Annotated in this window: 25 protein-coding genes and 1 other RNA gene; 15 read left to right on the forward strand and 11 right to left on the reverse strand. The window is 68.2% G+C overall.

Annotated features, from left to right (window positions below):
- Window position 1 precedes the first annotated feature (1 nt).
- On the reverse strand, window positions 2-1,384 hold the full coding sequence (locus BLW83_RS02580; RefSeq protein ID WP_177172463.1) for a DNA recombination protein RmuC: 1,383 nt from the start codon (window positions 1,382-1,384) through the stop codon (window positions 2-4).
- 124 nt (window positions 1,385-1,508) lie between these two features.
- On the opposite strand from BLW83_RS02580, the gene BLW83_RS02585 reads away from it, so the two are divergent.
- Window positions 1,509-2,063 carry an NADPH-dependent FMN reductase gene (locus tag BLW83_RS02585; protein ID WP_090845218.1) on the forward strand — a complete coding sequence of 185 codons (555 nt, stop codon included), beginning with the start codon at window positions 1,509-1,511 and terminating at the stop codon, window positions 2,061-2,063.
- On the opposite strand, the gene BLW83_RS02590 is transcribed toward BLW83_RS02585, so the two are convergent.
- From BLW83_RS02590 to BLW83_RS02605, 4 genes are all read right to left on the reverse strand, one after another.
- Entirely contained in the window at window positions 2,021-2,491 is a 471-nt protein-coding gene (locus BLW83_RS02590; protein ID WP_177172464.1) for a BLUF domain-containing protein, read from the reverse strand. The genes BLW83_RS02585 and BLW83_RS02590 overlap by 43 nt on opposite strands.
- 193 nt (window positions 2,492-2,684) lie before the next feature.
- Entirely contained in the window at window positions 2,685-4,679 is a 1,995-nt protein-coding gene (gene rpoD / locus BLW83_RS02595; protein ID WP_090845222.1) for an RNA polymerase sigma factor RpoD, read from the reverse strand.
- A 126-nt stretch (window positions 4,680-4,805) separates the two neighbouring features.
- Window positions 4,806-6,686, reverse strand: coding sequence for a DNA primase (dnaG, locus tag BLW83_RS02600; RefSeq protein WP_090845903.1), 1,881 nt, complete (start codon window positions 6,684-6,686; stop codon window positions 4,806-4,808).
- Window positions 6,687-6,693: 7 nt separating this feature from the next.
- Complete coding sequence (locus tag BLW83_RS02605) at window positions 6,694-7,281, reverse strand: TetR/AcrR family transcriptional regulator (protein WP_090845224.1); 588 nt, start codon at window positions 7,279-7,281, stop codon at window positions 6,694-6,696.
- 100 nt (window positions 7,282-7,381) lie between these two features.
- On the opposite strand from BLW83_RS02605, the gene BLW83_RS15640 reads away from it, so the two are divergent.
- The 5 genes from BLW83_RS15640 (at window position 7,382) to gluQRS (ending at window position 12,240) form a co-directional block, all read left to right on the forward strand.
- Complete coding sequence (locus tag BLW83_RS15640; RefSeq protein WP_177172465.1) at window positions 7,382-7,858, forward strand: hypothetical protein; 477 nt, start codon at window positions 7,382-7,384, stop codon at window positions 7,856-7,858.
- 16 nt (window positions 7,859-7,874) lie between these two features.
- Entirely contained in the window at window positions 7,875-9,038 is a 1,164-nt protein-coding gene (locus BLW83_RS02615) for an alpha-hydroxy acid oxidase (RefSeq protein WP_090845226.1), read from the forward strand.
- A gap of 97 nt (window positions 9,039-9,135) precedes the next feature.
- Window positions 9,136-9,762, forward strand: a complete 627-nt coding sequence (locus tag BLW83_RS02620; RefSeq protein WP_090845228.1) for a 50S ribosomal protein L25/general stress protein Ctc — start codon at window positions 9,136-9,138, stop codon at window positions 9,760-9,762.
- 289 nt (window positions 9,763-10,051) lie between these two features.
- Window positions 10,052-11,389 carry a methylenetetrahydrofolate--tRNA-(uracil(54)-C(5))-methyltransferase (FADH(2)-oxidizing) TrmFO gene (gene trmFO, locus BLW83_RS02625; protein ID WP_090845230.1) on the forward strand — a complete coding sequence of 446 codons (1,338 nt, stop codon included), beginning with the start codon at window positions 10,052-10,054 and terminating at the stop codon, window positions 11,387-11,389.
- A complete protein-coding gene (gene gluQRS / locus BLW83_RS02630; protein WP_090845232.1) occupies window positions 11,371-12,240 on the forward strand; it encodes a tRNA glutamyl-Q(34) synthetase GluQRS in 870 nt (289 codons plus the stop codon). Before trmFO ends, gluQRS begins: the two co-directional genes overlap by 19 nt.
- A 68-nt stretch (window positions 12,241-12,308) precedes the next feature.
- On the opposite strand, the gene hisI is transcribed toward gluQRS, so the two are convergent.
- Window positions 12,309-12,665 carry a phosphoribosyl-AMP cyclohydrolase gene (gene hisI, locus BLW83_RS02635; protein ID WP_090845234.1) on the reverse strand — a complete coding sequence of 119 codons (357 nt, stop codon included), beginning with the start codon at window positions 12,663-12,665 and terminating at the stop codon, window positions 12,309-12,311.
- Between the two features lie 58 nt (window positions 12,666-12,723).
- Here hisI and BLW83_RS02640 point away from each other — a divergent pair, with 58 nt between their 5' ends.
- On the forward strand, window positions 12,724-13,167 hold the full coding sequence (locus tag BLW83_RS02640) for an iron-sulfur cluster assembly scaffold protein (RefSeq protein ID WP_090845236.1): 444 nt from the start codon (window positions 12,724-12,726) through the stop codon (window positions 13,165-13,167).
- On the opposite strand, the gene hemC is transcribed toward BLW83_RS02640, so the two are convergent.
- Window positions 13,164-14,138, reverse strand: a complete 975-nt coding sequence (hemC, locus tag BLW83_RS02645) for a hydroxymethylbilane synthase (protein ID WP_090845238.1) — start codon at window positions 14,136-14,138, stop codon at window positions 13,164-13,166. The two genes, BLW83_RS02640 and hemC, sit on opposite strands and share 4 nt — an antisense overlap.
- Before the next feature lie 62 nt (window positions 14,139-14,200).
- Here hemC and hemE point away from each other — a divergent pair, with 62 nt between their 5' ends.
- Complete coding sequence (hemE, locus tag BLW83_RS02650; RefSeq protein ID WP_090845240.1) at window positions 14,201-15,253, forward strand: uroporphyrinogen decarboxylase; 1,053 nt, start codon at window positions 14,201-14,203, stop codon at window positions 15,251-15,253.
- Between the two features lie 9 nt (window positions 15,254-15,262).
- Window positions 15,263-16,090 (forward strand): EamA family transporter, encoded by an 828-nt coding sequence (locus BLW83_RS02655; protein WP_245728590.1) that lies wholly within the window; start codon window positions 15,263-15,265, stop codon window positions 16,088-16,090.
- A 139-nt stretch (window positions 16,091-16,229) separates the two neighbouring features.
- Here the strand turns inward: BLW83_RS02655 and hemF are convergent, their stop codons facing one another.
- Window positions 16,230-17,087 (reverse strand): oxygen-dependent coproporphyrinogen oxidase, encoded by an 858-nt coding sequence (gene hemF, locus BLW83_RS02660; RefSeq protein WP_090845242.1) that lies wholly within the window; start codon window positions 17,085-17,087, stop codon window positions 16,230-16,232.
- Window positions 17,088-17,166: 79 nt separating this feature from the next.
- Here hemF and BLW83_RS02665 point away from each other — a divergent pair, with 79 nt between their 5' ends.
- Entirely contained in the window at window positions 17,167-17,577 is a 411-nt protein-coding gene (locus BLW83_RS02665; protein WP_090845244.1) for a hypothetical protein, read from the forward strand.
- Here BLW83_RS02665 and BLW83_RS02670 read toward each other — a convergent pair.
- Window positions 17,574-18,596, reverse strand: a complete 1,023-nt coding sequence (locus BLW83_RS02670; RefSeq protein ID WP_090845246.1) for a class I SAM-dependent methyltransferase — start codon at window positions 18,594-18,596, stop codon at window positions 17,574-17,576. The genes BLW83_RS02665 and BLW83_RS02670 overlap by 4 nt on opposite strands.
- A complete protein-coding gene (gene clpS, locus BLW83_RS02675) occupies window positions 18,597-18,929 on the reverse strand; it encodes an ATP-dependent Clp protease adapter ClpS (RefSeq protein ID WP_090845247.1) in 333 nt (110 codons plus the stop codon).
- A gap of 257 nt (window positions 18,930-19,186) precedes the next feature.
- On the opposite strand from clpS, the gene BLW83_RS02680 reads away from it, so the two are divergent.
- The 4 genes from BLW83_RS02680 (at window position 19,187) to BLW83_RS02695 (ending at window position 23,463) form a co-directional block, all read left to right on the forward strand.
- Complete coding sequence (locus tag BLW83_RS02680) at window positions 19,187-20,827, forward strand: D-alanyl-D-alanine carboxypeptidase family protein (protein WP_342707488.1); 1,641 nt, start codon at window positions 19,187-19,189, stop codon at window positions 20,825-20,827.
- 218 nt (window positions 20,828-21,045) lie between these two features.
- The gene (locus BLW83_RS02685; RefSeq protein ID WP_090845248.1) at window positions 21,046-21,540 is read left to right on the forward strand and encodes a DsrE family protein; all 495 of its coding nucleotides are present in this window, start codon (window positions 21,046-21,048) and stop codon (window positions 21,538-21,540) included.
- Window positions 21,541-21,544: 4 nt separating this feature from the next.
- Window positions 21,545-21,899: a transfer-messenger RNA gene (ssrA, locus tag BLW83_RS02690) on the forward strand.
- Window positions 21,900-22,080: 181 nt separating this feature from the next.
- Window positions 22,081-23,463 carry an SLC13 family permease gene (locus tag BLW83_RS02695; RefSeq protein WP_090845250.1) on the forward strand — a complete coding sequence of 461 codons (1,383 nt, stop codon included), beginning with the start codon at window positions 22,081-22,083 and terminating at the stop codon, window positions 23,461-23,463.
- 15 nt (window positions 23,464-23,478) lie between these two features.
- Here the strand turns inward: BLW83_RS02695 and BLW83_RS02700 are convergent, their stop codons facing one another.
- A complete protein-coding gene (locus BLW83_RS02700) occupies window positions 23,479-24,174 on the reverse strand; it encodes a DUF2270 domain-containing protein (protein ID WP_425433924.1) in 696 nt (231 codons plus the stop codon).
- A 159-nt stretch (window positions 24,175-24,333) separates the two neighbouring features.
- Between BLW83_RS02700 and BLW83_RS02705 the strand changes: the two genes are divergently transcribed.
- Complete coding sequence (locus tag BLW83_RS02705; RefSeq protein WP_090845252.1) at window positions 24,334-25,605, forward strand: glutamate-5-semialdehyde dehydrogenase; 1,272 nt, start codon at window positions 24,334-24,336, stop codon at window positions 25,603-25,605.
- The last annotated feature ends 50 nt before the right edge of the window (window positions 25,606-25,655 follow it).

Here is a 25,655-nt window from a genome sequence, read left to right on the forward strand (position 1 = left end):
ACTAGATAGGAGCCTGCGTCACCGCCTCATCAGTCGCGTCCTTATCAGCCGCGTCATCCGCATCATGGATCAGCGCGATGGTGCGGGTGTTGCGCGCGCCCAGCTCGCGCAGCATTTCCGCCTGCCGCACCACATTGCCCGGCCCCCGCGACAGCCGCGCCACCGCCGCGCCATGGGCGCGGTGGGCCGCATCCAGCGCCGCCCCGGCCTCGTCCAGCGCCGCGACCACCAGCGCCAGCTTGTCGTAAAGCGCGCCGGCGCGCCGGGCGATTTCAGCCCCGTTGCGTTCGCGGCGTTCCACGGCCCACAGATGTTCGACCGTGCGCAGCGCCAGCATCAGGGTCGAGGGCGTGACCAGCCCCACCCGCCGTTCCAGCGCCTGTCCCATCAGCGCGGGGTCGGTGCGCAGCGCCTCGGCAAAGGCGCCCTCGACCGGCAGGAACATCAGCACGTAATCGACGGAATCGGGGTGCAGCGCCTGATAGCCGCGATCCGAAAGCTCGGCCACATGGGCGCGGATGGCGCTAACATGGCGGCGCAGCGCGGCGTCGCGTTCGGCCATGTTCTCGGTCGCGCAGGCGTCCGCATAGGCGTTGAGCGAACATTTCGCGTCGATCACCAGCGAGCGCCCGCCCGGCATGTCCACCACCACATCCGGCCGCAGCCGCCGCCCGTCTCCGTTGGTGCCGGACGCCTGGGTGCGATAGTGGAGGCCCGGTTCCAGCCCCGCGGATTCCAGCACCTGCGCAAGGATCATTTCCCCCCACGCCCCCTGCCGCTGCTTGTCGCCGCGCAGCGCCCGGGTCAGCGCCACCGCGTCGCGGCCGATGTCCTCGGACCGGCGGTGCAGCCCCTCGATCTGTTCGCGCAGCGCCGCCTGCGCCGCCTGATCCGCGCGCTGGCCCGTCTGCAATTCGTCCTGAAACCGCGCCACCTGTTCGCGAAACGGGGTCAGCAACCCGGTCAGCCGTTCCTGATGCGCCCGTTCCAGATCGGCCCCCTGCCGGCGCAGGGCATCATCGGCGATCAGGCGGAATTGCGCGGTCATTTCCTCGCGCGCCTGTTGCAGGGCCTGCAATTCGGCGGCGGCGCGGGCGGATTGATGCGCGGCCTCAAGCCTTGCTGCATCCAGCGCCCGGTCGCGGGCCGCGATGTCCTGTCTTGCGGCGTGCAGCGCATCGGTCAGATTGTCGCGTTCCTCGGCCAGTTCCGCCAGACGGGCAGCGCGCGCCGCATCATTGGCGCGCAACGTCGCGGATTCCAGCGCGGCGGCGTGGGTTGCAGCCTCGGTCCGGCGGCGGGCGCGAGCCTGCGCCAGCGCCCACAGCAGCAGCCCAAGCGCCAGCGCCCAGCCCAGCAGCGCCGCCGCCGGGTCGATTGACATCTGTCGGATAAGGTCCATTTTTATTGCAGCGCCCCCGGCATTCCGGCCATTGTTCTTGATTTGGTCCTGAATTTCAAGCCGGCACCCGCGGCCCCCGCGCCGCTAAGTCGAAAGGGTTTTAACAATGTCCCGTTCCGTCGCCGTCCTTGTCGGATCGCTGCGCGCGCAGTCGATCAACCGCATCACCGCCAAGGCGCTGGCCCGCGTGGCCGAGGGCAGCCTGACGTTCGATTTCGTCGAGATCGGCGACCTGCCGCTTTACAACGAGGATCTGTGGCAGGACGGCGCCGGCCCCGCCCCGGTCGAACGGATGAAGGCGCAGGTCGCCGCCGCCGATGCGGTGCTGCTGGTGTCGCCCGAATACAACCGCGCCGTGCCCGGCGTGCTGTGCAACGCGCTGGACTGGGGCAGCCGCCCGCCCGGAAAATCGGTCTGGAGCCACAAGCCCGCAGCCTGCGTCGGGGCGTCGCAAGGCGCGATCGGGACGGCGGCGGGACAGGTCCATCTCAAGGCGCGGATGGTCACGCTGGGCATGATCGCCATGGGCCACCCGGAATTCTACCTGCGGTTCGAGCCGGAAAAATACGCCCCTGACGGCAGCGTTCAGGACGAAAGCCTGCGCAAGTTCCTGACAGGCTACATGGACGCCTTTGCCCGCCATATCGAGCGGCTGGGCTGAGATCCGGTCTGACAGTGCCCCGGCGTTCCGGCGCGCTCTTCCAGAAAGGACAGCAGCGCCATCGCATAGGCCGATTGTTCGCGCACCGTCACCGCGTGATCGGCCATCCAGCGCAGCAGCGAATAATCGCTTTGCGTCGAATACCCCATCGGGCAGTCCGGGAACCGCCGCTGCGGCAGCGGCCCGCTGGCCAGCGTCACCAGGTTGCGGTGACGCGGGTCGCGGCCGATCCGCTCCATCGTCAGGGACAGATTGTCGCCATCCCCTTCCAGCCAGTGAAAGAAGATGCCGTCGTCATGGTGCAGGAACCCGGTCAGTGACTGTTCCAGATTGCTGCGGCGGGCGCAGCCGATCATCGCCCGGGTGACGTCGCTTTTCGGCGTCAGGCTGGTCTCACTGCGATAAAGCACGAAGGAATGTGCGTTCATCCCATCCTCCGAAGGTTCGACCCGGGAACCGGGATCACCTTGGATCATGGACCGCGCACAACGTTGTTATAACCCGATTCGGTAACAAGTTAACATTATATTAGTCAAATCCCGCGGCGGTGAACCGCCGATTTGCCCACAACCCATGCGCGAAAACTTGCCCGGAGCCTGAATCTCCGGGCAAGACGCGTCATCACTGATCCAGAAAGCTGCGCAGCTTGCGCGAGCGCGAGGGGTGTTTCAGCTTGCGCAGCGCCTTGGCCTCGATCTGGCGGATGCGTTCGCGGGTGACGCTGAACTGCTGGCCGACCTCTTCCAGCGTATGGTCCGTGTTCATGCCGATGCCGAAACGCATCCGCAGCACCCGTTCCTCGCGCGGGGTCAGCGACGCCAGAACCCGGGTCGTGGTTTCCTTGAGGTTTTCCTGGATGGCGCTGTCCAGCGGCAGGACGGCGTTCTTGTCCTCGATGAAATCGCCAAGCTGGCTATCCTCTTCGTCCCCGATGGGGGTTTCAAGGGAAATCGGTTCCTTGGCGATCTTCATCACCTTGCGGACCTTTTCCAGCGGCATTTGCAGCTTTTCGGCCAGTTCCTCGGGGGTGGGTTCGCGGCCGATCTCGTGCAGCATCTGGCGCGAGGTGCGCACCAGCTTGTTGATCGTTTCGATCATATGCACGGGAATGCGGATGGTGCGGGCCTGATCGGCGATCGAGCGGGTGATCGCCTGCCGGATCCACCAGGTCGCATAGGTCGAGAACTTGTAGCCGCGACGGTATTCGAACTTGTCCACGGCCTTCATCAGGCCGATATTGCCTTCTTGAATGAGATCAAGGAATTGCAGGCCGCGGTTGGTGTATTTCTTGGCAATCGAGATGACCAGCCGCAGGTTCGCCTCGACCATTTCCTTTTTGGCCTGACGCGCCTCTTTCTCGCCGCGCTGGACCTGGTTCACGATGCGGCGGAATTCCTCGATGTCGACGCCGACATATTGGCCGACCTCGGCCATGTCGCCGCGCAGGCCCTCGACCTGGGGGCGCGAGCGCTCGAACAGCGCCTGCCAGCCGCGGCCCTTGTTTTCGCCCATGCGGTCGACCCAGGTCGGGTCGAGTTCCGAGCCGCGATAGGATTCGATGAATTCGCGGCGGTTGATGCGGGCGGCGTCGGCCAGCTTCACCATGCCGGAATCGATTGTCACGATGCGGCGGTTGATGCCGTAGACCTGATCGACCAGCGCCTCGATGCGGTTGTTGTGCAGATGCAGCTCGTTGACCAGCAGCACGATTTCCGCACGCAGCTTCTGATAGGCCTGCTCGTCCGAGGCCGAAAAGCTTTCGTCCTCGTTCAGCGTGGCCGACATCCGCTGATCCTGCATGTCGGCCAGCAGCTCGTAATCCCTGGCGATGGCTTCCAGCAGTTCCAGCACGCGGGGCTTGAGACTGGCCTCCATCGCGGCCAGCGACAGGTTCTGGCCGTCGTCCTCGTCGTCGTCATCCGCATCAGCGTCGGGGCGCAGCGGGTTGCCGTCGGCGTCCACCTCTTCAGCCGGGCGCTTGTCGGCGGTGCGGGCCTGTTCGCCCGAGCTGCCCAGCGGCAGGTCGACCGGCAGAACCTCGTCCTCTTCTTCCTCGCCCATGGCGCGGCCAAAGGTGGTTTCAAGGTCGATCACGTCGCGCAGCAGGATGTCTTCGTTCAGCAACTCCTGCCGCCACATGGTGATGGCCTTGAAGGTCAGCGGGCTTTCGCACAGCCCCGCGATCATGGTGTTGCGGCCGGCCTCGATGCGCTTGGCGATGGCGATCTCGCCCTCGCGCGACAGCAGCTCGACCGAGCCCATCTCGCGCAGATACATGCGCACCGGGTCGTCGGTGCGGTCCAGCTTTTCGGTTTCGGGCGCCGCCACCGCGATTTCGCGGCTGGTCGAGACGGGCACCACGGCGCCGCCGGCCTCGGCCTCTTCGGCCTCTTCGTCCTCGATGACGTTGATGCCCATTTCGGACAGCATCGACATCACGTCCTCGATCTGTTCCGACGACACCTGATCGGGCGGCAGCACCGAATTCAGCTGGTCATAGGTGATATAGCCGCGCTCGCGCGCCTCGGCGATCATCCGCTTTACGGCGGCCTGGCTCATGTCCAGCGAGTGATCGTCGTCCTTGGCTTCCGGCTTGTCGTCGTCGTCCTTGGCCATGGGCGGTTCCTTCTTAGCTGATTCGCGGGGATAGCGAATCGGGTGCCGGGATTCCGGCGGTTCTAATCGAAAGCCGCCGCCGATCAAAGACGGCGACGGGTGATTCGCGCAGGTGATTCGGCGCGCTCAACGGCGTTTTCGCCAGATTTCATCGCTCAGCGCGCGGCTGAGCCGTGCGGCAAGCGCCTCTCGGTCCTCGCCCAGATCGTCGCCGCCGCCGATTGCGGGCTGGTCGGCCATGATTCGCGCCCGCGCCGATTGCGTGACGCGCCAGGTCAGCCCTTCGTCGGCCATGCCCTCGATCTCGGTCTCGGCGCGGGCCAGCTCGTCGCGTGCGGCGCGGCGGGATTCGATCCGGTCCAGAGCGTTCAGCAGCATCGGTTCGGCGGTGTCGGCAGCGCCCGAAGGACGCGAGATGGCGGGCGCCGAGCGGACATGGGGATCGCCCATGATCGAATCAAGGGCCGCGCGGCCGGCGGCGCTGCTGGTGCCGGCCAGCAGGTCATGGACCAGAGCGGCGCGGTCAGGGTCGGCGGGCTCCAGCCGTTCCAGCCGCGATTCGACCAGCGGCACCAGATGCGGATGGGCGGCGCAGATCGCCAGCACCATCGCCTCGATCAGCAGATCGCCCGCATCAAGGGCCACCAGCGCCGAGGCGCGGGTCTGCGGCAGCGGCGGAGGCGGCGCATCGCGGCGCGCAAAGCGGCCCTTGGGCGTGCGGGCGGGCGCGAACAGCGCCCAGCGGCGGTTTTTCAACTCGCGGGTGTAATGCTCGCGCGTGGCGGGGTCGGGGATGCGCGCCACCGCGGCCTCGATGGCGCGGTCCAGCGCGGCGCGGCGTTCGGGGCTGTCGAAAACGCGGCCCTCGGTCTCGCGCCGCCACAGCAGCTCGACCAGCGGCTGCGCCTGGTCCAGCACCGCCCGCGTCGCCCCCACCCCGCCGCTGCGGATCAGGTCGTCGGGATCCTGCCCCCCCGGCATCAGCGCGAAGCGCAGCGCCTGCCCCGGCCCGGCCAGCGGCAGCGCCATGTCGATCAGCCGCATCGCCGCGCGCTGCCCGGCCGTATCGCCGTCCAGCGTGATGATCGGCTCCGGCGAGACGCGCCACATCAGCCGCAGCTGATCCTCGGTGATGGCGGTGCCCAGCGGCGCCACCGCGCCCTCGAACCCGGCCAGCGCCAGCGCGATCACGTCCATATAGCCCTCGGCCACCACCAGCGGCTGACCCTTGGACACCGCCGCCCGCGCGGGGCCAAGGTTGAACAGGTTGCGCCCCTTGTCGAACAGCGCGGTCTCTGGGCCGTTGAGGTATTTGGCCCGCGCATTCGGGTCCATCGCCCGCCCGCCAAAGGAAATGCAGCGCCCGCGCGCATCCCGGATCGGAAAGATGATGCGGCCGCGGAAACGGTCATAGGCGGCGCCGCCGTCGTCGGGCTTTGCCGCCAGCCCGGCCTCGACCGCCAGTTTTTCGGGCACCCCGGATTCCGCCAGATGCCGCAACAGCCCCTGCCGCAGGTCGGGGGCAAAACCGATCTCGAACCGCTCCAGCGCCAACCCGTCCAGCCCGCGCCCGGCCAGATAGTCGCGCGCCTCTGCCCCGGCGCCGGTCTGCAATTGCAGCCGAAACCAGCGCAGCGCGCGGTCCATCACCTCGACCAGCTGGGTGCGGCGGTCGGTCTGCGCCTGTTCGCGGGGGCTGCGTTCGGGCATCGGCAGCCCGGCCTCGGACGCCATCGCCGCCACCGCATCCATAAAGCCCATCCCCTCGGCCTCGCGCAGAAAGGTCAGGGCGTCGCCCTTGGCGTGGCAGCCAAAGCAGTAATAAAAGCCTTTTTGGTCATCGACGTGGAACGAGGCGGTCTTTTCGCCGTGGAACGGGCATGGCGCCCACCAGTCGCCCTTGGCCTGATTCGAGCGTTTCAGATCCCACGTCACCTTGCGCCCCACGATCCGGCTGATCGGGACGCGGTTGCGCAGTTCGTCAAGAAATCCGGGCGGCAGGCTCATGGTGCGATCATCCTGCGCCGACCGCGCCGCGCACAAGCCCCCAATAGTGGTCCGCCACTGCCTGCCGGTCCAGTCGCCCGCCTTCGCGAAACCAGTTGGTGACCCCGGTCAGCATGGCAATCAGCGCCATGGTGGTCAGCCGCGCGTCGGCCAGCCGCATCACCCCCGCCGCAGCACCCTCGCGCAGGATCGCGGTCAGCGCGTCCTCATACCGTCCGCGCAGGGCGGCGATGGCGGCGTGGTTCTCGGGGTTCAGGTTGCGCAGCTCCATATAGCTGAGAAACACCGAATCGGCGTGGTCCAGCGAATAGGCGATATGAAAGCGCACGAAAGCCTCAAGCCGGTCCATGGGCGGCGCGTCGGGGCCGTCGCCCCAGGCGGACAGCAGATCCTCCATATGCTCGACCAGCAGCCCGGCCAGCAGCGCCTGCTTGTCGGGCGTATAGGCATAAAGCGCCCCCGCCTGCACACCCACGGCGGCGGCGATCTGACGCATCGAGACGGCGGCATAGCCATGCCGCGCGAAAAGCTGTAGCGCCGCCCGCCGGACAAGCGGTCCGGTGATCGCGGCGCGGGAACCTGTGGTGCGGGCCATGGCGCCGTTCTAGGCCAAGGCGCGCGGCGGGGAAAGCCGCCGGGGTTTCCGAGTGCCGATGCGCTTGCCGCGCCGGGCCGCAGTTTCTATCGTGCGGGCGATGTCCAACCGCCCCGCCATCCGCCGACTCATCCCGCTTGCCGCGCTGATTGCGCTGGCAGGATGCGGCGATCCCGGCGGCCAGCCTTATCCGCAGCTGCTGCCGCTGTCGCAACTGAACGCGCCCCCTGCGGTCCCCGCCCACGCGGCCGATGCGGCCGCTGACCCGGGCGCCGTCGAATCCTCGCTGCGCGCCCGGCAGGCGGCGGCCCGCCGCCACGCCCCCGCCAGCCCCGCCGCCGACACGGCACTGACTGACCGCGCCGCCGCCCTGCGCGCCCGCGCCGGGGCGCTGGCCGCGACCGATCCCGCCGCCGCCGCGCCCATGCCGGCGACGGAAACCGACCCCGAAACCGCCGCAAGGGCCGAAGCCCTGCGCCAGCGCGCCCGCGACATGCTGGGCACAGGCGCCGGCGAGCCGCCCCCCTGCCCGCCCGAAACCGACGATCCCGAGGCCGCGGATTGCGCGCCCCATTGAGCCAAGGAACCCTCCCATGCCCGTGATCACCTGCATCGAAGACCTCAAGCGCCTGCACAAGGCGCGCACCCCGCGGATGTTCTACGACTATGCGGAATCGGGCAGCTACACCGAGCAGACGTTCCGTGAAAACACCAGCGATTTCCAGCAGATCCGCCTGCGCCAGAAGGTTGCGGTGGACATGACCAACCGCAGCCTTGCATCCGACATGGTGGGGCTGCCGGTGTCGATGCCGGTGGCGCTGGCCCCGGTGGGGATGACCGGGATGCAGCGCGCCGACGGCGAGATCAAGGCCGCGCGCGCCGCCGAGGCCGCGGGCGTGCCCTTTTGCCTGTCCACCATGTCGATCTGTTCGATCGAGGATGTGGCGATGCACACCTCGAAACCCTTCATGTTCCAGCTTTACGTGATGAAGGATCAGGAGTTTCTGGAAAACATCATCGCCCGCGCCAAGGCCGCCCGCTGTTCGGCGCTGGTGCTGACGCTGGACCTGCAAATCCTTGGCCAGCGCCACAAGGATCTGAAAAACGGGCTGTCGGCGCCACCCAAGCTGACGCTGTCCTCGATCGCGGATCTCGCGACGCGCTGGCGCTGGGGGCTTGAGATGTTGCAGACGAAACGGCGATTCTTCGGCAATATCGTCGGCCATGCCAAGGGGGTGACCGACACCGCCAACCTGGCCAGCTGGACGGCCGAGCAGTTCGACCCGCAGCTGGACTGGGACAAGATCGCCCGCATCCGCGAGCTGTGGGGCGGCAAGCTGATCCTCAAGGGGATCCTGGACGCCGAGGACGCCCGCATCGCCGCCGATTTCGGGGCCGATGCGATCATCGTGTCGAACCACGGCGGGCGGCAGCTGGACGGGGCGCTGAGTTCCATCCGGATGCTGCCGGAAATCGTCGCCGCGGTGGGCGACCGGATCGAGGTGCATCTGGATTCCGGCATCCGCTCGGGTCAGGACGTGCTCAAGGCGCTGGCGCTGGGGGCGCACGCGACCTGGATCGGGCGCGCCTGGATTCACGGGCTGGGCGCGATGGGGCAAGAGGGCGTGACCGCCGCGCTGGACGTGATCCGCAAGGAACTGGACGTGACCATGGCGCTGTGCGGCGAACGCGACATCCGCAACGTCGGGCGCCATAATGTCATGGTCCCGGCCGGCTGGACCGACGCATACCGCTGAATCGCGCTTTTCTTTCCGGCCGCGCCGCTGTATAGGCGCGGCTTCCGGCCATGCACCCTTGGAGGATGGCCGGCAGCAACCTGAAAGGAAATTCGCAATGGCCAAAGAGATCCCTGATCTGGTGGCCGAGGCACGCGCGGGGACAGGCAAGGGGGCCGCCCGCCAAGCTCGCCGCGCAGGCAAGGTGCCCGGTATCGTTTACGGCGACGGGAAAGACCCGCAGCCGATCCAGCTTGACTTCAACCCGCTGCTGACCAGGCTGCGCGCCGGTCGCTTCATGTCCACGCTGTGGAACCTGAAGGTCGAGGGGCAGGACGACGTTCGCGTCATCTGCCGCGGCGTCCAGCGCGACGTGGTCAAGGATCTGCCGACGCATATCGACTTCATGCGCGTACACCGCAACAGCCGCGTGAACCTGTTCGTCAACGTGGAATTCATCAACCACGATGACAGCCCCGGTCTCAAGCGCGGCGGCACCATGGTCGTGGTGCGCCCCGAGGTCGAGCTGATGGTCACCGCGTCGGACATCCCCGAGGTGATCACCGTGGACCTGACCGGCAAGACCATCGGCGACGTGATCCACATCAACGACATCGCGCTGCCCAAAGGCGTGCGCCCGACCATCGACCGCAACTTCGTGATCGCGAACATCGCCGCGCCCTCGGGCCTGCGCTCCGACGACAACGAAGCCGAGGCCGAGGCCGAGGCACCCGCCGAGGGCTGATCGCCCCCGCGCCGGAACTGCAACGGGCGGTGCTGCGGCGCCGCCCTTTTTCGTCCTGCCTTGCCGACCATGCAACCAGCCCCGTGCCCAAAGGTGCGTGCAGAGCACACACCCTACAGCGGGTCGTAGGGTGCGTGCTCTGCACGCACCACGGGGCTACAGCGCAGTTCGTAGGGTGCGTGCTCTGCACGCACCACAGGGCCAGACTGCGGGAAAGGCCGGACGCCACGAACCAAAGATCCGCGCCCGCGCCCTTTCCCGCCCTGTCCTTCGTTGCTAGACCGCCCCCATGACCGAACCCATCCATATCGTCGGCGCCGGCATGGCCGGGTCCGAGGCCGCCTGGCAGGCAGCGCAGGCCGGCGTGCCCGTGGTGCTGCATGAAATGCGCCCCCATGTCGGCACTTTTGCCCATCGCACCGGCGATTGCGCCGAGATGGTCTGTTCCAACAGCTTCCGTTCCGACGACGACGTGAACAACGCGGTCGGGCTGCTGCATTGGGAAATGCGCGCGGCGGGCGGGCTGCTGATGGCGGCGGCCGACCGCCACCGCCTGCCGGCTGGGGGCGCGCTGGCCGTGGACCGCGACGCGTTTTCCGCCCATGTCACCGCCACCCTGCGCGCGCATCCGCTGGTCAGCATCGCCAGCGGCGAAATCACCGCCCTGCCCGACAGCGGCAACTGGATCCTTGCCACCGGGCCCCTGACCTCGGACGCGCTGGCACAGGCGATAAGGGCCGAGACGGGGACCGAATCGCTGGCCTTTTTCGACGCCATCGCCCCCATCGTCCACGCCGAGACCATCGACATGGGGATCGCCTGGCGCCAGTCGCGCTATGACAAGGGCGAGACCGAGGCCGAGCGCACCGCCTATATCAACTGCCCCCTGACCCGCACCGAATACGACGCCTTTATCGACGCGCTGCTGGCCGCCGACAAGACCGAATTCCGCGAGGGCGAGACCGCCGGCTACTTCGACGGCTGCCTGCCGATCGAGGTGATGGCCGAGCGCGGGCGCGAGACCTTGCGCCACGGCCCGATGAAGCCGGTCGGGCTGACCAACGCCCACAAGCCGGACGAAAAACCCTATGCGGTGGTCCAGCTGCGCCGGGATAACGCGCTGGGAACGCTGTATAATATCGTCGGCTTCCAGACCAAGATGAAATACGGCGCGCAGACGCAGGTATTGCGCATGATCCCCGGCTTGCAGGATGCCGGCTTTGCCCGGCTGGGTGGAATCCACCGCAACAGCTTTCTCAACTCGCCCACGCTGCTGGACGGGCGGATGCTGCTGCGCGCGCGCCCGCATATCCGCTTTGCCGGGCAGGTGACGGGGGTCGAGGGCTATGTCGAAAGCGCCGCCATGGGCCTGCTGGCCGGGCGCATGGCCGCCGCGCAGGCGCTGGGACGCGATCTGGCGCCGCCGCCCGGCACCACCGCCATGGGCGCGCTGGTCCACCACATCACCGGCGGCGCCGAGGCCAAGACGTTCCAGCCGATGAACGTCAATTTCGGGCTGTTCCCGCCGGTCGAGGCGCGCGGCGGCCGTCGCGGCCGCAAGGACCGCTATCCCGCCTATACCGAGCGCGCCAAGCAGGATTTCACCGCATGGCTGGCGGCGCAATAAGCGGCGGGATCAGGCGGACGCGGTTTGCGCCCTCGCCCACCGGGCCGCTGCATCTGGGCCACGCTTTCGCCGCGCTGACCGCCGCCCGGCTGGCGGACCCCGGGCAGTTCCTGCTGCGGATCGAGGACATCGATCGCTCGCGCTGCCGCCCCGAATGGGAGCAGGCGATCCATGACGACCTGCACTGGCTGGGGCTGAGCTGGCCTCAGCCGGTCATGCGCCAGTCCGAGCGCCTGCCCGCCTATGCGGCGGCGCTGGAGCGGCTGGCGGCGATGGGGCTGCTTTACCCCTGCCGCTGCCGCCGCGCTGACATTTCCGCCGCATTGTCGGCCCCGCAAGAGGGCGCGCCTGGTCCCGACGGCCCGGTCTATCCCGGCACCTGTCGCGGGCGGGCGATGGAGGATGCCGGGGCGGGCGACGCGATCAGGCTGGACGTGGCCCGCGGCTTTGCCCTGCTGGGGCTGGATCGGATCGGCTTTCTGGACGAGGCCGTGCAGCCCGGCCAGCGTCATGAGTTGACGGCGGCGGATTTCATCGCGGGCATCGGCGACGTGGTGCTGGCGCGGCGCGGGATGGGGACCAGCTATCACCTGTCGGTGGTGGTGGACGATGCCGCGCAGGGGATCACTCTGGTCACGCGTGGAAAAGATCTGTTCGATTCCACATATATCCATGCGCTTCTTCAGGCGTTGCTGGAACTACCGCAGCCGCTGTATCACCACCACCGCCTGATCCGCGACGACAGCGGCAAGCGACTGGCCAAGCGCGACGACGCCCGGGCGATTGCGCAGTATCGGGCGCAGGGGGTCTTGGCCGCCGACATCATCGCCATGGTTTTTGGGGGCGGTTGAATCCCGCTTGCGCGGCGCTTTTTTCGGTTCCGCATGGGTATTTGGGCCAGAAAGAAGTTCCTGCCGGGTCAGTCTTCGGGGGCCATCAGCACGACCTCGGCACCATCGCGCAGCGCGGTGTAGAAACAGGTCCGGCGGTTGGTGTGGCAGGCGGGGCCGGCCTGTTCGATCAGCAGCAGCAGGCAGTCGCGGTCGCAGTCGAGCCGCATTTCCACCAGCCGCTGGGTGTGGCCCGAGGTCTCGCCCTTGATCCAGAAGCTTTGCCGCGAGCGCGACCAATAGGTGACGCGGGTGGTTTCCAGCGTGCGGGCAACCGATTCGGCGTTCATCCACGCCAGCATCAGCACCTGGCCGGTTGCGTGGTCCTGCGCGATGGCGGGGATCAGGCCGTTTGCGTCATAGCGCAGGCTGGCGGGGTCGAACATCGGTTTTCCTTTCGGCTGCGGGCGCCTATCTAACGACCATAGCGCAGGGGGAAAAGCGATGGCTGGTTCTGACAGGGCGGGCGACGACATGATGGCGCTGTATTCGCGCAGGCTGCTGGCGCTGGCATCCGACATTCCGCATCTGGGGCGGCTGGCAGCGCCGACCGGCACCGCCTCGCGTCGTTCGCCGCAATGCGGATCGACCGTGACTGCCGATGTAGTGGTGGCCGGCGGGGTGGTGACCGAGTTCGCGCAAGAGGTGCGGGCCTGCGCGCTGGGGCAGGCTTCGGCCGCGGTGCTGGGGGCTGCGGTGATCGGTCGCACCCCGGCGGAACTGGCCACGGCCCGCGATGCGATCCGCGCCATGCTGACCACCGGCGCCCCCGCCCCCGATGGCGTGTTCGCCGAGGCCGAGGCACTGACCCCGGCGCGAGAGTTCCCCAACCGCCACGCCTCGATCCTGCTGGCGTGGGAGGCCGCGGCCGCGGCCGCCGGCGCCTAGACCGGCGGTGAGGTTCGGTCGGGGTCGATCCCGATCAGCTCAAAGAAGGATTGCGGCGCCCGGGACAGCAGTTCCTCGGCCAGATCCAGCCCCAAGGCAGGACCGTCGGCCGCAAGCCCGCGGCGTTCGCCGGTGATCGACAGCGAGCCGTCGGGCAGCAGGATCTCGCCCCGCAGCCACAGCTGGTCGCCGTCCAGCAGCGCCAGCCCGGCGATGGGGGTCTGGCACGATCCGTCCAGCCGGCGCAGATAGGCCCGTTCCGATTCCACCCGCAGGGCGGTGGGCTGGTCGGCGATGGCGGCCAGCAGCCCGGCCGCGATCTCGTCGCCCTTGCGGCGTTCCACCCCGATGGCGCCCTGCGCCACGGCGGGCAGCATCTCTTCGGGTTCAATCGCGCCCCTGACGACTTCGAGCATCCCCAGCCTTGTCAGCCCGGCCATGGCAAGAAAGGTCGCCGCCGCCACGCCTTCGTCCAGCTTGCGCATCCTTGTCTGCACATTGCCGCGGAATTCGACCAGTTGCAGGTCGGGGCGGCGATGGGCCAGCTGCGCGCGCCGGCGCAGGCTGGAAGAACCGACCGCCGTGCCCGCCGGCAGCTCGGCGATGGAACCAAAGCGGCGGCTGACAAAGGCGTCGCGCACGTCCTCTCGCGGCAGGTAGCAGTCGATCACCAGCCCGTCCGGTTGCAGCACGGGCATGTCCTTCATCGAATGCACGGCGATGTCGATGGCGCGGTCCAGCAGCGCATCCTCGATCTCGCGCGTGAACAGGCCCTTGCCGCCGATCTCGCGCAGCGGGCGGTCCAGCACCCGGTCGCCGGTGGTCTTGATGACGTGGATTTCAAACGCGGCCTCGGGCAGGGCGTGGGCCGCCATCAGCCGGTCGCGGGTCTCATGCGCCTGCGCCAAGGCCAGCGGAGAGCCGCGGGTGCCGATGCGCAACGGGCGTTCGGGGGAAGGGTGTGCATCCATGGCCACGGGTTAGCCCCAAGGCCGCGGCTTGACAACCGCCCCGCCGCTGCGATGAAGGGCGCATGACTGTGAACCCTGCCCCCCGCCCGACCAAGACCATCCTGCGCGCCCTTGCCGGCGAGAGGCTGCCCACCCCGCCCGTCTGGATGATGCGGCAGGCCGGGCGCTATCTGCCCGAATACCGCGCGACCCGGGCGCAGGCCGGCGACTTTCTGTCGCTGTGCTACACGCCCGATCTTGCGGCCGAGGTGACGCTGCAACCGATCCGCCGCTTTGGCTTTGACGCGGCGATCCTGTTTGCCGACATCCTGCTGATTCCGCAGGCGCTGGGGATGGACCTGTGGTTCGTCACCGGCGAGGGGCCGCGCCTGTCCACCATCACCACGGGGGCAGAGCTGGCGGCGTTGAAACCGGCTGACGCCGTGCATGAGACGCTGGCCCCGGTCTATGAAACCCTGCGCATCCTGTCGCGCGAATTGCCCCGCGAAACCACGCTGATCGGCTTTGCCGGCGCGCCCTGGACGGTGGCGACCTATATGGTCGCGGGTCGCGGCGGGCTGGAACAGGCACCGGCACATGCGCTGAAGGATCAGGACCGCGCCACGTTCCAAGGGTTGATCGACTTGGTGACCGAAGCCACGATCACCTATCTTTCCGCCCAGATCGAGGCCGGCGCCGAGGTGGTCAAGCTGTTCGACAGCTGGGCCGGCAGCCTGCGCGGGCAGGATTTCGACGATTTCGCGCTGGAACCCACCCGCCGCATCATCGCCGCGCTGAAACAGCGCCACCCGCAGATCCCGATCATCGCCTTTCCGCGCGAGGCGGGCGATCGCTATATCGGCTTTGGCCGCGCGACGGGGGCCGATTGCGTGGCGCTGGACAACTCGGTCGCGGCGGAATGGGCGGCCGAGCATGTGCAAAAAGACGGCTGCGTTCAGGGCAATCTCGCGCCGGGACACATGGTCACGGGCGGACAGGCGCTGGTGGACGAGACGCGGCGGATCGTCGCAGCGTTCTCCGATGGGCCGCATATCTTCAACCTCGGCCATGGCATCACCCCGGATGCGGACCCCGACAACGTGGCGCTGATGATCCAGACGGTGCGCGGCGGCTGACACCCAGCCATGTGGATCGCGGCAACCCTGATTGCCTCGCTGGCGCAGACCGGGCGCAATGCCGCGCAGATGGGGCTGACGGCGCGTATCGGCACCATGGGCGCGACCGGCGTGCGCTTTGTCTTTGGGCTGCCCTTTGCGCTGCTGTTTCTGGCAGTGGCGGCGCTGGCCGGGCCGGTCCCGACCCCGGGGACCGCCGTTTTCGGCTATGCCGCGATGGGGGCCGTGGCGCAGGTCGCGGCGACGGCCCTGATGCTGACGGCGATGCGGCACAAGGGATTTGCCGTCGCCACCGCCCTGATCAAGACCGAGCCGGTGACCCTGGCGATGCTGGGCTGGGCGATGCTGGGCGACGCGCTGTCGCCGCAGCGCACGCTGGCGATCCTGTTGGCGACGCTCGGGGTGCTCATGGCCTCGGGTCGGGGGTGGAGGCGCGCTGCCCCCGGCCCGGCGCTGCTTGCGATCGGAGCGGGCGCGCTGTTCGGCCTGTCGGCGATCGGTTTTCGCGGCGCGATCCTCGCCCTGCCCGAAGGGGACGAGATCGTCCGCGCCACCACCGTGCTTGCCATCACCCTGGCGCTGCAAACCGTGATGGTGGGCGCATGGCTGGCCATTGCCGACCGCGCGGCGCTGCGCGGCATGGTCACGGCATGGCGGGAATCGCTGGGCGCGGGGTTTCTGGGGGCGCTGGCCTCTCAGTTCTGGTTCATCGCCTTTGCACTGACCCCGGCCGCCAATGTCCGCACACTGGCGCTGGTCGAGATCGCATTCGCCGCCGCCGTCAGCCGCCACCGGCGCGAAACGATGTCCCCGGCCAGCTTGCGGGCATGGCGCTGATCCTGGTCGGCGTCGCCTGGCTGATCCTCGCCGGCTGACCCGGCCGTGGTTCAGTCGCCCCGGCCCATCTTTGGTCGGCCCTTCTTTGGTGTAAAAATATCCCGGGGTCCGGGGCAGAGCCCCGGTCCGGCGCCCCCGCCTACACCCACTTTGCCAGCGGCGGCAGGCTCATCAGCACCGCATCGGGGTCATGCCCGGTTTCCAGCCCGAATTTGGTGCCGCGGTCATAGACGAGGTTGTATTCCGCATAAAGCCCACGGTGGACCAGCTGCGCGTCCTTGTGGCCCTCGTCCCATTCCCGCGCCATGCGGTGGCGGACCAGCGGGACAAAGGCGGGCAGGAACGCCTCGCCCACCGCGCGGGTAAAGGCGAAATCCGCCGCCCAGTCGCCGCTGTTCAGATCATCATAGAAGATGCCGCCGACACCCCGGGCGCGGCCGCGATGGGGGACAAAGAAATATTCGTCCGCCCATGCCTTGAAACGGTCATAGTAATCCGCGCCGTGGGGCGTGCAGGCGTCGCGCAGCGTATCGTGGAAATGCGCGGTATCCTCGGGGTATTCCAGGCAGGGATTCAGGTCGGCGCCGCCCCCGAACCACCAGGCGTTCGGCGTCCAGAACATCCGCGTGTTCATGTGCACCGCCGGCACATGCGGGTTCTGCATATGTGCGACCAGGCTGATGCCGCTGGCCCAGAACCGCGGGTCGCTGTCCATCCCCGGCACGCCGCGCGCGGCCATTGCCGCCTGCGCTCGCGGGGCCAGCGTGCCATGCACCTCGGACCAGTTCACGCCGACCTTTTCGAACACGCAGCCGCCGCGCATCACCGACATGATCCCGCCGCCGCCGTCGTTCGCCCGCTGCGTGGGGGTCACCTCGAACCGCCCGGGGGTGCCGCCGGCGGCCTCATCCTCAAGCGCCTCGAACGCCTCTACGATCCGGTCGCGAAGATTTCGGAACCACAGCGCCGCCTCGCGCCGTTCGTCGATCATATCCATGCCGAAGGCCCTTTCGTGATTTGCAGCACAGCCGATAGCGCGCTACCCTGCCGATCCCTCCTGACTAAGGCGAGTGCCGATGACCCGCAACCTGACCCTTGCCGCACTTGGCTGCCTGATGCTCGTGTCCTGCGGGACTCCGCAGGAACAATGCATCACTCGCAACACCCGCGAATACCGCACCGTCGCCAACCTGCTGACCGAGGTCGAGGGCAACCTGGCCCGCGGCTATGCGTGGGAAGAACGCACCGTCTGGCGACCTGAATTCGGCCAATGCCGCTATGTGGTGCGCGACAAGGACGGCAACCCCCATGTCGCCTATCGCGGCTGCTGGCGCGATGCCCCCGAGACCGAGCGCTACCGCGTCCCCATCGACCCCTCGGTCGAAACCCGCAAGGCCGAAAGCCTGCGCGAACGGCTCAAGGCGCTGACCCCGGGCGCCGAGGCCGCCGTGCGCGCCTGCCGCGCGGCGCACCCCGAACAGGGCTAGCGCCGCCGCCTGCGGGTCGCCGCCGGCTTTGCGGCGGGTTTGCGCCCCGCCCCGGTGGCGGTGATGATCTTGAAGCGGTTGTCGCCGCCGATTTCCTGCACTTCGGCGAAATGCTCGGCCAGCGCGGCCTCATAGGGCAGGTGCCGGTTGGCGACCAGCCACAGCCGCCCCGCCCCGGTCAGCAGCCCCGCCGCCGCCCGGATGAACCGCGCACCCAGATGCGGGTCGGCAGCGCGGGTTTCGTGGAACGGCGGGTTCATGATGACCCCGTTCACCGGCTCGGGCAGGCGAAAGCTGGTGGCATCTTCCCAGTGGAACTGCGCCCGCGGGCCGGTGACGTTGCGCCGCGCGCAGTCCAGCGCGGCGTGATCTGCCTCGACCAGATGCAGCTGCTCGACGCCCTTGTGGGTCAGGATCTGCGCGGCCAGCCAGCCCCAGCCCGCGCCCAGCTCGACGATGCGGGTCGGCAGGCGCTCGGGCAGCGCCGCGGCCAGCGCCTGCGAGGCCGGGTCCGGGCCATCCGCCGAAAACACCCCCGGAGCGGTGACAAAGCCGCCCCCGATCTCGCGCTGCCCGCCGGCCCAATCCGCCGGCAGCCAGTCGCCCGCCGGCCGCGTCACCCGAAAGATCTTGCCATGCGCGCGCGAATGGACCTGATCGACCTCTGCCAGCCCGCGCATCTCGCGCAGCACGGAATCGATGCCGTCGGTCTTTTGCCCGTCGATCCACAGCGCCCCGCCCACCGGCAGCGCCGCCGCGGCCGCCGCGATATGCGCCCGCGCCTCTGCCCGCGCCCGCGGCAGGAACAGGATTGCGGCATCGGCGCGACCTTCGGGGCCGGTGTCCGGCGCCGCCAGCACCCGAAACCCCTGCGCCGCCACCGCGTCGTGCAGCGGCCGGAACCCCTGCACCACCAGCGTCCGCGCGGGATCAAAGGGCGCAAGATCCCCCGGCCCCGCCCCGATCAGCAGCACCGTTCCCGCCGGCGGGTCGATCAGTTCAAGCCGCGATCCTGCCATCTATTCCTTTTCCATGGTGCATTGCAGCGGGTGCTGCTGGCGGCGCGCCAGCTCCATCACCTGCGCCACCTTGGTTTCCGCGATTTCGTGCGAAAACACCCCCACCACCGCGACCCCCTTGCGGTGGACGGTCAGCATGATCTCGATCGCCTGCGCATGGGTCATGCCGAACAGGCGTTCGAGAATATGGACCACGAATTCCATCGGCGTGAAATCGTCGTTCAGCAACAGCACCTTGTATAGCGGAGGGCGCTGGGTCCGCGGCTTGGTCTTGACCGCGATCCCGGCTTCACCGCCATCGTCTGGGGGCGAAGGCGTGGTCGGGTCGGTCATGCACGGAATCCTGGTCAAAGACAGCGTCACGGTTGCTGATCCTGGCTCGTCGCGATCGGGGCGGTTCGCCGTCCGAATATAAGGATCGCAGCGGGCAAGGAAAGCCCGCGCGGTCCCGCAGGCCCGGCGGAACACGGCCCAAGGTTGAATTTAGTGAAGATTGTATGGTTCCCGGCCGCGATTCCCCGTGCTATTATCCATTTATAAACGAATGGCGTGCGACAAGAACACGCCCAACAGGCAGAGAGAGCAGGACAGTGCAGATTCTCTATCGGACCCTCATCGCAGGGCTGATCGCTCTTATCGGCGTGCTCGCGCCGCTGACGGCGTCGGCCGCGCCCTTTGCCGCATTCGTCATGGATGGGCGAACCGGCAAGGAAATCCACTCGCAGAACGCGAATGCACGGCTGCACCCGGCCTCGCTGACCAAGATGATGACGCTTTACATGGCCTTTACCGCCATCGAGCGGGGGCAGGTCCGGCTGGATTCCCGCTTTACCATTTCGTCCCACGCCGCGTCGCAGCCGCCTTCGCGGCTGGGGCTGCGCGCGGGCCAGCAGATCGAACTGCGCTATCTGATTCGCGCCGCGGCGATCAAGTCGGCCAACGACGCGGCCACCGCGATCGGCGAGGGGCTGGCGGGGTCCGAGCCGCGCTTTGGCCAGCAGATGACCGCCATGGCGCGGGCGTTGGGCATGAACAACAGCAACTTTCTGAATGCCAACGGGCTGACGCAGCAGGGGCATTATTCCACTGCCCGCGACATGACGCTGATGGGGCGGCGCCTGTTCTACGATTTCCCGCAGTATTACTCGATCTTTTCGCGCCGCTCGGCAGATGCCGGGATCGCCACTGTCGCCAGCACCAACAAGCGGTTCCTGGACAGCTATTCGGGCGCCGACGGGATCAAGACCGGATACACGCGGGCGGCGGGGTTCAACCTGACCGCTTCGGCACAGCGTGGCTCCAAACGGATCATCGCCACGGTGATGGGCGGTCAGTCCACCGCCCAGCGCAACGAGATCATGGCCCAGCTGCTGGATACCGGCTTTGGCAAGGCACCGACGCGGGTGCGCGAGGAACGCCCCGATCCGCCGGCCTATATCGCCGAGCGCAAGCGCAGCGTGCAGATGGCGCGCAGCGCGCCGCCGGTTCCTGCGCCCGCGGCTGCCCGGCCGGTGCGCGGCTCGACCGTGGCGCTCGAACAATCCCCGCCGCAGCAGGTCGCGGCCGCGGCCACCCCGCAGGCTGCCCGCAAGGTCGGCTCGACCCGCCCGGTGCGCCGGCCGGGTGCGGCGGTGGCGCTGGCTGCGGCAACGCCAGCCGCACCGCCAGCGGCGGCCGAGGCATCGCCAACCCCGACCACCACCGCCGTCCGGCTGGCCATGGTGGGTTCATCCCGCCCCGTCCCGGCCCCCCGGGCTGCGGCAGCGCCTGCTGCGACGGCGACCGTGGCGGCAGCCCCCGCCGCACAGGCCAAGGCGCCGCGCACCCCCGGCTCGACCTTTGACGGCGCGCCTGCGGCGGCGACCAGCACAAGGCTGCTGGCCTCGTCCAAGCCGGTGCGAAAGTCCGAGACGGTGATTCTGGCCGCGATGGAGGAAGAGGGCGACCGCTCGGACCCCGAAGCGACCGAGTTCGTTTCGCGCCCGGCCACCAAGGGACGCGGCAACTACGGCATCACGCTGGGCCGCTACAAGACCAAGGCCGAGGCCGAACAGCTGCTGCTGCGCATCGCCTTGCAGGAAAGCGCGGTGCTCAGCAACGCCGTCCGCCGCGTCGGCGACACCCCCCGCGGGTGGGAGGCGAATTTCTCGGGGCTGACCCGCGACGCCGCGCAACTGGCCTGCGACAAGCTTGCCGCCACCGCCCAACGCTGCACGGTGCTGGGGAACTGACCGGCGGCAAGGTCCGGGAACGCGCGGTCAGGGACGGCGCAAGCTTTCCCTTTGCAACGAACACCCCAAGCCCGCGCGATTCGCGGGAAAACCGGGCGCTGCTGCGGCTGCCCGACTGGCAACGCAGCTGATCTGCCCGAACCCCGCGCGCCGGAACGGGGTTGCATAATCGGCACCCTCCCCCGACCCTGCCCGTTCCTACAGGAGGAAGGAACAGCATGAACCACCAGCCCATCAGCAAAGCCCTTGTCCTTGCGATGCTGCTTGCCGCGACACCCGCACTGGCACAGACAACGCCCGCGCCCGAAACCGGCAGCCCCGCCACCGAAGCGGCGGAATATGCCCCGCAGAAAGCCCTCTATCACATCAACTATTCGGGCGGCATCGACGGGTCGGGCTACAAACCGGCGCTGAACAACATCGACAACCACCTGAACGCGGTGGGTGAGACCAATCTGGACCTGCGGGTCGTGATGCACGGGGACGGGCTGGGGCTGCTGGCCGCCGCAAACAAGGATCAGGCGCTACAGGCCACGATTTCCGACCTCAAGACGCGAGGGGTGCGCTTTCTCGTCTGCAACAACACGCTGGTCGGCCGCAACATCGACCCGGAAACCGACCTGTTCGACGTCTGGCCCGAGGACATCGTGCAGGCCGGCGTGGCCGAGGTCACCCGATTGCAGCAAGAGGGCTTTGCCTACATCAAGCCCTGAAACGGGCCTTGCAGGGGGGCGGCGGCCCCCCTATCTTGATCCTGTCCGGGTTCGCCCGGACTATGGACATAAACGCGCAGGTAATAAGCGGATCGGACCCGGGGGCGGTACCCGGCGGCTCCACCATCCATCCCTCGTTGGGGGCGAATGGGGCCGAAACAGGATCGACGAACGTCTAAAGCTGTTTGCTTTGTCTCGGTGAGCTACCACCGTTATCGGTGCGAAAAGTACAGTTGCCAACGACAACCGTGCTCCGGTGGCTCTGGCTGCGTAAGCAGCTCGGGTAACCGAAAACTAAGTCCTGTCGCTTAGCCGCGGCAGGCGGGGCCCGCAGGAGCCTGGCAACAGAATCCTGCACCTTCCCCATTCCAGCAGATTGCCGCGCCCGCTTGGCGCAAGTCGCCCCGTGCGCATCCTGTCGCAGCGCCGATATCGGGGCGGTCGTCAATTGCCTTCTACACTTCGAATATACTAAACAAGCCTTGGTTCGCATGGCTTTTTCCGCGAGGATCTGGCGTGCCGTCTGTCACGAGGTCCGTCATGCGGCTTTCCCCAAGGCATCTCATCTTTCTGGCCGCCCTGCCGGCGGCGGCGCTGCTGGCGCTGTGGCCGCTGCCCTATCCAATGGGCCCGACCGCCGCGGTGGTGCTGCTGACCCTCGCGTTATGGAGCACCGGGCTGCTGCCCCCGTTCCTGACCTCATTGATGTTTTTCGCCGCGGTGCTGATCGCGGGGCTGGCGCCGCCGGATCTGGTCTTTGCCGGGTTCGGATCGGCCGCGATCTGGCTGATCGTGTCCGGATTCGTGATCGGCGCGGCCATCACCAACTCGGGGCTGGGGGCGCGGCTGGCCGGGGTGCTGGCGCCGTTGGTGGGCGGCAGCTACGCAAGGCTGATCGCGGTGATGACGCTGGCGGCGATGGCGCTGGGGTTCGTGATGCCGTCCTCGGTCGGGCGCGCGGTGGTGCTGGTTCCAGTCGGCATGGCGCTGGCCGAACATCTGGGGCTGACCCGCGGATCGAACGGGCGCATCGGGCTGGCGGTGGCGTTGACGCTGGCCTGCAACATGCCCAGTTTCGCGATTCTGCCCTCGAACATCCCCAACATGATCCTTGCAGGCGCGGCCGAGGGCCAGCACGGGGTTTCCTTCAGCTATATCTCGTATCTTGCGCTGCATTATCCCGTGCTGGGCATCGCGAAATCGGCGCTAACGGTGGTGCTTGTGGTCTGGTTATTTCCCGACCGGCTGGCGGCCGCAGGCGCTGCGCCAGAGGCCGGGGCGACCCCGCTTGCAGGCCCGCTGACGGCGCCGGAATGGCGGGTGGCCGTGATCCTGGCCGCGACGCTGGCGCTGTGGATGACCGACCGGCTGCACGGGGTCGGCCCGGCCTGGGTCGGGCTGGCCACGGCGGCGATGCTGCTGATGCCGGGCATCGGTGCCGTGGCGCCGCGGCAGTTCAATGCCTCGGTCGATTTCGGCATGGTGCTGTTCGTGGCGGCGGCGCTGGCCCTGGGTGCGGTGGTCAACGAATCGGGGCTGGGCGCGGTGGCGGCCGAGTTCCTGCAACGGCTGCTGCCGCTGCATCCGGGCCAAAGCCTGGTCAATTTCCTGTCGCTTACCGGGATGGCGGGGCTGATGGGGCTGGTCACCACCAACCCCGGCGTTCCCGCGGTGCTGACGCCCATGGCCCCCGATCTTGCCGCCGCAACCGGGCTGTCGCTGGAAACTGTGCTGATGACGCAGGTCGTGGGCTTTGCCACGGTGATCTTTCCCTACCAGGTCGGCCCCTTCGTGCTGGCCATGCAGCTGTCGGGGGAAAAGCTGGGCCATGTGCTGCGGATCACCCTGCCGCTGGCGGCGCTGACGTTTTTCCTGCTGATGCCGCTGGACTGGCTGTGGTGGCGGCTGCTGGGCTGGCTGTGACCCGCCGCCCGGCCTCTATCCCATCGGCCCTTGCGATCCGCGCAGCGTAGCGCGGCGCGCGTCCTCGCGCCCGACCCAGATCGCCAGACCCGCGAACACGGTGATATAGGCCAGCCCCATGGCCAGCACCGCCACGCCGGGGATCGGCCCGATGCGGGCGCGCTCGGCGAAATGCGCCAGCGAATCGACGGGGCCGGGATGGACGACCAGCTTGCCCATATAGGCGATCGACTGGATCACCAGAATCCACAGGTAATTGCGCCGGATGCGCCGCGACATCGCCACAAGGTAGCTGACATGATAGCGGGGCGAGCGATAATCATCGGCCAGCGTCAGCTGCCAGTTGGTGCCGTCGTCCAGCACCCCGTCGCGCAGCATCGGCACATACAGGTGCTTTTCCATCCAGCGCGCCCGTGCCCGCCAGACGTTGAAATACCGATAACGCCGGGTTTCTAGCGCAAGAAACAGCAGGATCAGGATTCCCACCAGCACCAGAGGCAGGGGCGAGGCATCGCGCGACGAAAACGTGATCGACAGCGCCACCCCCAGCGTCACCACCGACCAGTTGGTCGTGGTGTCCAGCCGGGTGCGCCAGACGGTCGAGCGATAGATCTCGCCCCGATAAAGATGCGCCAGCGCCCCAAGCTCGGCCGGGGTAAAGCGGCGCAGTTCGGGCTGGTCGTCGGCGCTGTCCTGGGTCAATCTCTGCACTCCTCTGCCCGATCCGGCGTCGTGCAAGTGGACCATGGGGTGCCGGGCGGGCGCAAGCCGCGGCTTTTCGTCGGGCACGGCCCCTTTCGTTTCGCCCGCTCTTGTGCGACCAACGGCCCGCCCGACCGCTGCGGGCCTGTCTGCTGGAAAGTGCCGCCGATGTCGCAGGATGATGCAAGCAACGCCGAAACCCTGATCGCCCGCATGGGCGAGGCCGCGCGCAAGGCCGCGGCGGAACTGGCCTATGCCGACGCCGAACGCAAATACGCGGCCCTGATCGGCGCGGCCCATGCGATGCGCGACGCCGAGGGCGCGATACTGGACGCCAACGCCGAGGATCTGGCCTATGCCGAGCAAAAGGGCCTGTCGCCGGCGATGATCGACCGGCTGCGGCTGGATGCGGGCCGGATCCGCGCGATTGCCGACGGGCTGCGGGCGGTGGCCGAACAGCCCGACCCGGTGGGGCGGGTGCTGGCGGAATGGGACCGGCCGAACGGGCTGCATATCAGCCGCGTCGCCACCCCCATCGGCGTGCTGGGGGTGATCTATGAAAGCCGCCCGAATGTGACCGCCGACGCCGGTGCGCTGGCGCTGAAATCCGGCAATGCGGTGATCCTGCGCGGGGGGACCGACAGCATCAATTCCTCGGCCGCGATCCTTGGCTGCATGGTGCAGGGGCTGCGGCAGGCCGGGCTGCCCGAGGCTGCGATCCAGATGGTGCCGGTGCGCGACCGCGCCGCCGTCGCCGCGATGCTGCGCGCGCAGGGGTTGATCGACGTCATCATCCCGCGCGGCGGCAAGGGGCTGGTCGGGCTGGTGCAGGCCGAGGCCCGCGTGCCGGTCTTTGCGCATCTTGAGGGGATCTGCCACGTCTATGCCGACCGCGACGCCGATCTGGACAAGGCGCGGCGCGTGGTGCTGAACGCCAAGACCCGCCGCACCGGCATCTGCGGCGCCGCCGAGACGCTGCTGATCGACCGCGGCTTTTACGAACGCCACGGCGAGGTGCTGATTCGCGACCTGCTGGACGCCGGCGTCGAGGTCCGGGCCGAGGGCGAACTGGCGGCCATCCCCGGCACCACCCAAGCCCGCCCCGAGGATTTCGGGCATGAGTTCCTGGACATGATCATCGCCGCAAGGCTGGTCGACGGGGTGGACGGGGCGATCGCGCATATCGGCCGGCACAGCTCGGGCCACACCGAATCGATCCTGACGGAAAACGACGCCACCGCCGCGCGCTTCATGCAGCGCATCGATTCCGCGATCCTGCTGCGCAATGCCTCGACCCAGTTCGCCGATGGCGGTGAATTCGGGATGGGCGCCGAGATCGGCATCGCCACCGGCAAGCTGCACGCGCGCGGGCCGGTGGGGGCCGAGCAGCTGACCAGCTTCAAATATCAGGTGACGGGCGACGGGGCGGTCCGGGCCTGATTTCCTCTGGCGCGCGACTGCCGGCACCGGAAATCAGGCGCCGGAAATTC

The sequence above is a fragment of the Paracoccus alkenifer genome, from assembly GCF_900108405.1.
Lineage (GTDB): Bacteria > Pseudomonadota > Alphaproteobacteria > Rhodobacterales > Rhodobacteraceae > Paracoccus > Paracoccus alkenifer.

What these genes read in the sequence shown, in the direction of transcription:
- BLW83_RS02615 (WP_090845226.1), top strand. Translation starts at nt 7,875, where the DNA reads ATGCCCGTGATCACCTGCATCGAAGACCTCAAGCGCCTGCACAAGGCG.
- clpS (WP_090845247.1), bottom strand. Translation starts at nt 18,929, where the DNA reads ATGACCGACCCGACCACGCCTTCGCCCCCAGACGATGGCGGTGAAGCC.
- BLW83_RS02695 (WP_090845250.1), top strand. Translation starts at nt 22,081, where the DNA reads ATGCGGCTTTCCCCAAGGCATCTCATCTTTCTGGCCGCCCTGCCGGCG.
- BLW83_RS02670 (WP_090845246.1), bottom strand. Translation starts at nt 18,596, where the DNA reads ATGGCAGGATCGCGGCTTGAACTGATCGACCCGCCGGCGGGAACGGTG.
- BLW83_RS02590 (WP_177172464.1), bottom strand. Translation starts at nt 2,491, where the DNA reads ATGAACGCACATTCCTTCGTGCTTTATCGCAGTGAGACCAGCCTGACG.
- trmFO (WP_090845230.1), top strand. Translation starts at nt 10,052, where the DNA reads ATGACCGAACCCATCCATATCGTCGGCGCCGGCATGGCCGGGTCCGAG.
- BLW83_RS02665 (WP_090845244.1), top strand. Translation starts at nt 17,167, where the DNA reads ATGACCCGCAACCTGACCCTTGCCGCACTTGGCTGCCTGATGCTCGTG.
- dnaG (WP_090845903.1), bottom strand. Translation starts at nt 6,686, where the DNA reads ATGAGCCTGCCGCCCGGATTTCTTGACGAACTGCGCAACCGCGTCCCG.
- BLW83_RS02585 (WP_090845218.1), top strand. Translation starts at nt 1,509, where the DNA reads ATGTCCCGTTCCGTCGCCGTCCTTGTCGGATCGCTGCGCGCGCAGTCG.
- hisI (WP_090845234.1), bottom strand. Translation starts at nt 12,665, where the DNA reads ATGTTCGACCCCGCCAGCCTGCGCTATGACGCAAACGGCCTGATCCCC.
- BLW83_RS02640 (WP_090845236.1), top strand. Translation starts at nt 12,724, where the DNA reads ATGGCTGGTTCTGACAGGGCGGGCGACGACATGATGGCGCTGTATTCG.
- hemF (WP_090845242.1), bottom strand. Translation starts at nt 17,087, where the DNA reads ATGGATATGATCGACGAACGGCGCGAGGCGGCGCTGTGGTTCCGAAAT.
- BLW83_RS02620 (WP_090845228.1), top strand. Translation starts at nt 9,136, where the DNA reads ATGGCCAAAGAGATCCCTGATCTGGTGGCCGAGGCACGCGCGGGGACA.
- rpoD (WP_090845222.1), bottom strand. Translation starts at nt 4,679, where the DNA reads ATGGCCAAGGACGACGACGACAAGCCGGAAGCCAAGGACGACGATCAC.
- hemC (WP_090845238.1), bottom strand. Translation starts at nt 14,138, where the DNA reads ATGGATGCACACCCTTCCCCCGAACGCCCGTTGCGCATCGGCACCCGC.
- BLW83_RS02580 (WP_177172463.1), bottom strand. Translation starts at nt 1,384, where the DNA reads ATGTCAATCGACCCGGCGGCGGCGCTGCTGGGCTGGGCGCTGGCGCTT.
- BLW83_RS02605 (WP_090845224.1), bottom strand. Translation starts at nt 7,281, where the DNA reads ATGGCCCGCACCACAGGTTCCCGCGCCGCGATCACCGGACCGCTTGTC.
- hemE (WP_090845240.1), top strand. Translation starts at nt 14,201, where the DNA reads ATGACTGTGAACCCTGCCCCCCGCCCGACCAAGACCATCCTGCGCGCC.
- BLW83_RS02705 (WP_090845252.1), top strand. Translation starts at nt 24,334, where the DNA reads ATGTCGCAGGATGATGCAAGCAACGCCGAAACCCTGATCGCCCGCATG.
- BLW83_RS02685 (WP_090845248.1), top strand. Translation starts at nt 21,046, where the DNA reads ATGAACCACCAGCCCATCAGCAAAGCCCTTGTCCTTGCGATGCTGCTT.
- gluQRS (WP_090845232.1), top strand. Translation starts at nt 11,371, where the DNA reads ATGGCTGGCGGCGCAATAAGCGGCGGGATCAGGCGGACGCGGTTTGCG.
- BLW83_RS15640 (WP_177172465.1), top strand. Translation starts at nt 7,382, where the DNA reads ATGTCCAACCGCCCCGCCATCCGCCGACTCATCCCGCTTGCCGCGCTG.
- BLW83_RS02655 (WP_245728590.1), top strand. Translation starts at nt 15,263, where the DNA reads ATGTGGATCGCGGCAACCCTGATTGCCTCGCTGGCGCAGACCGGGCGC.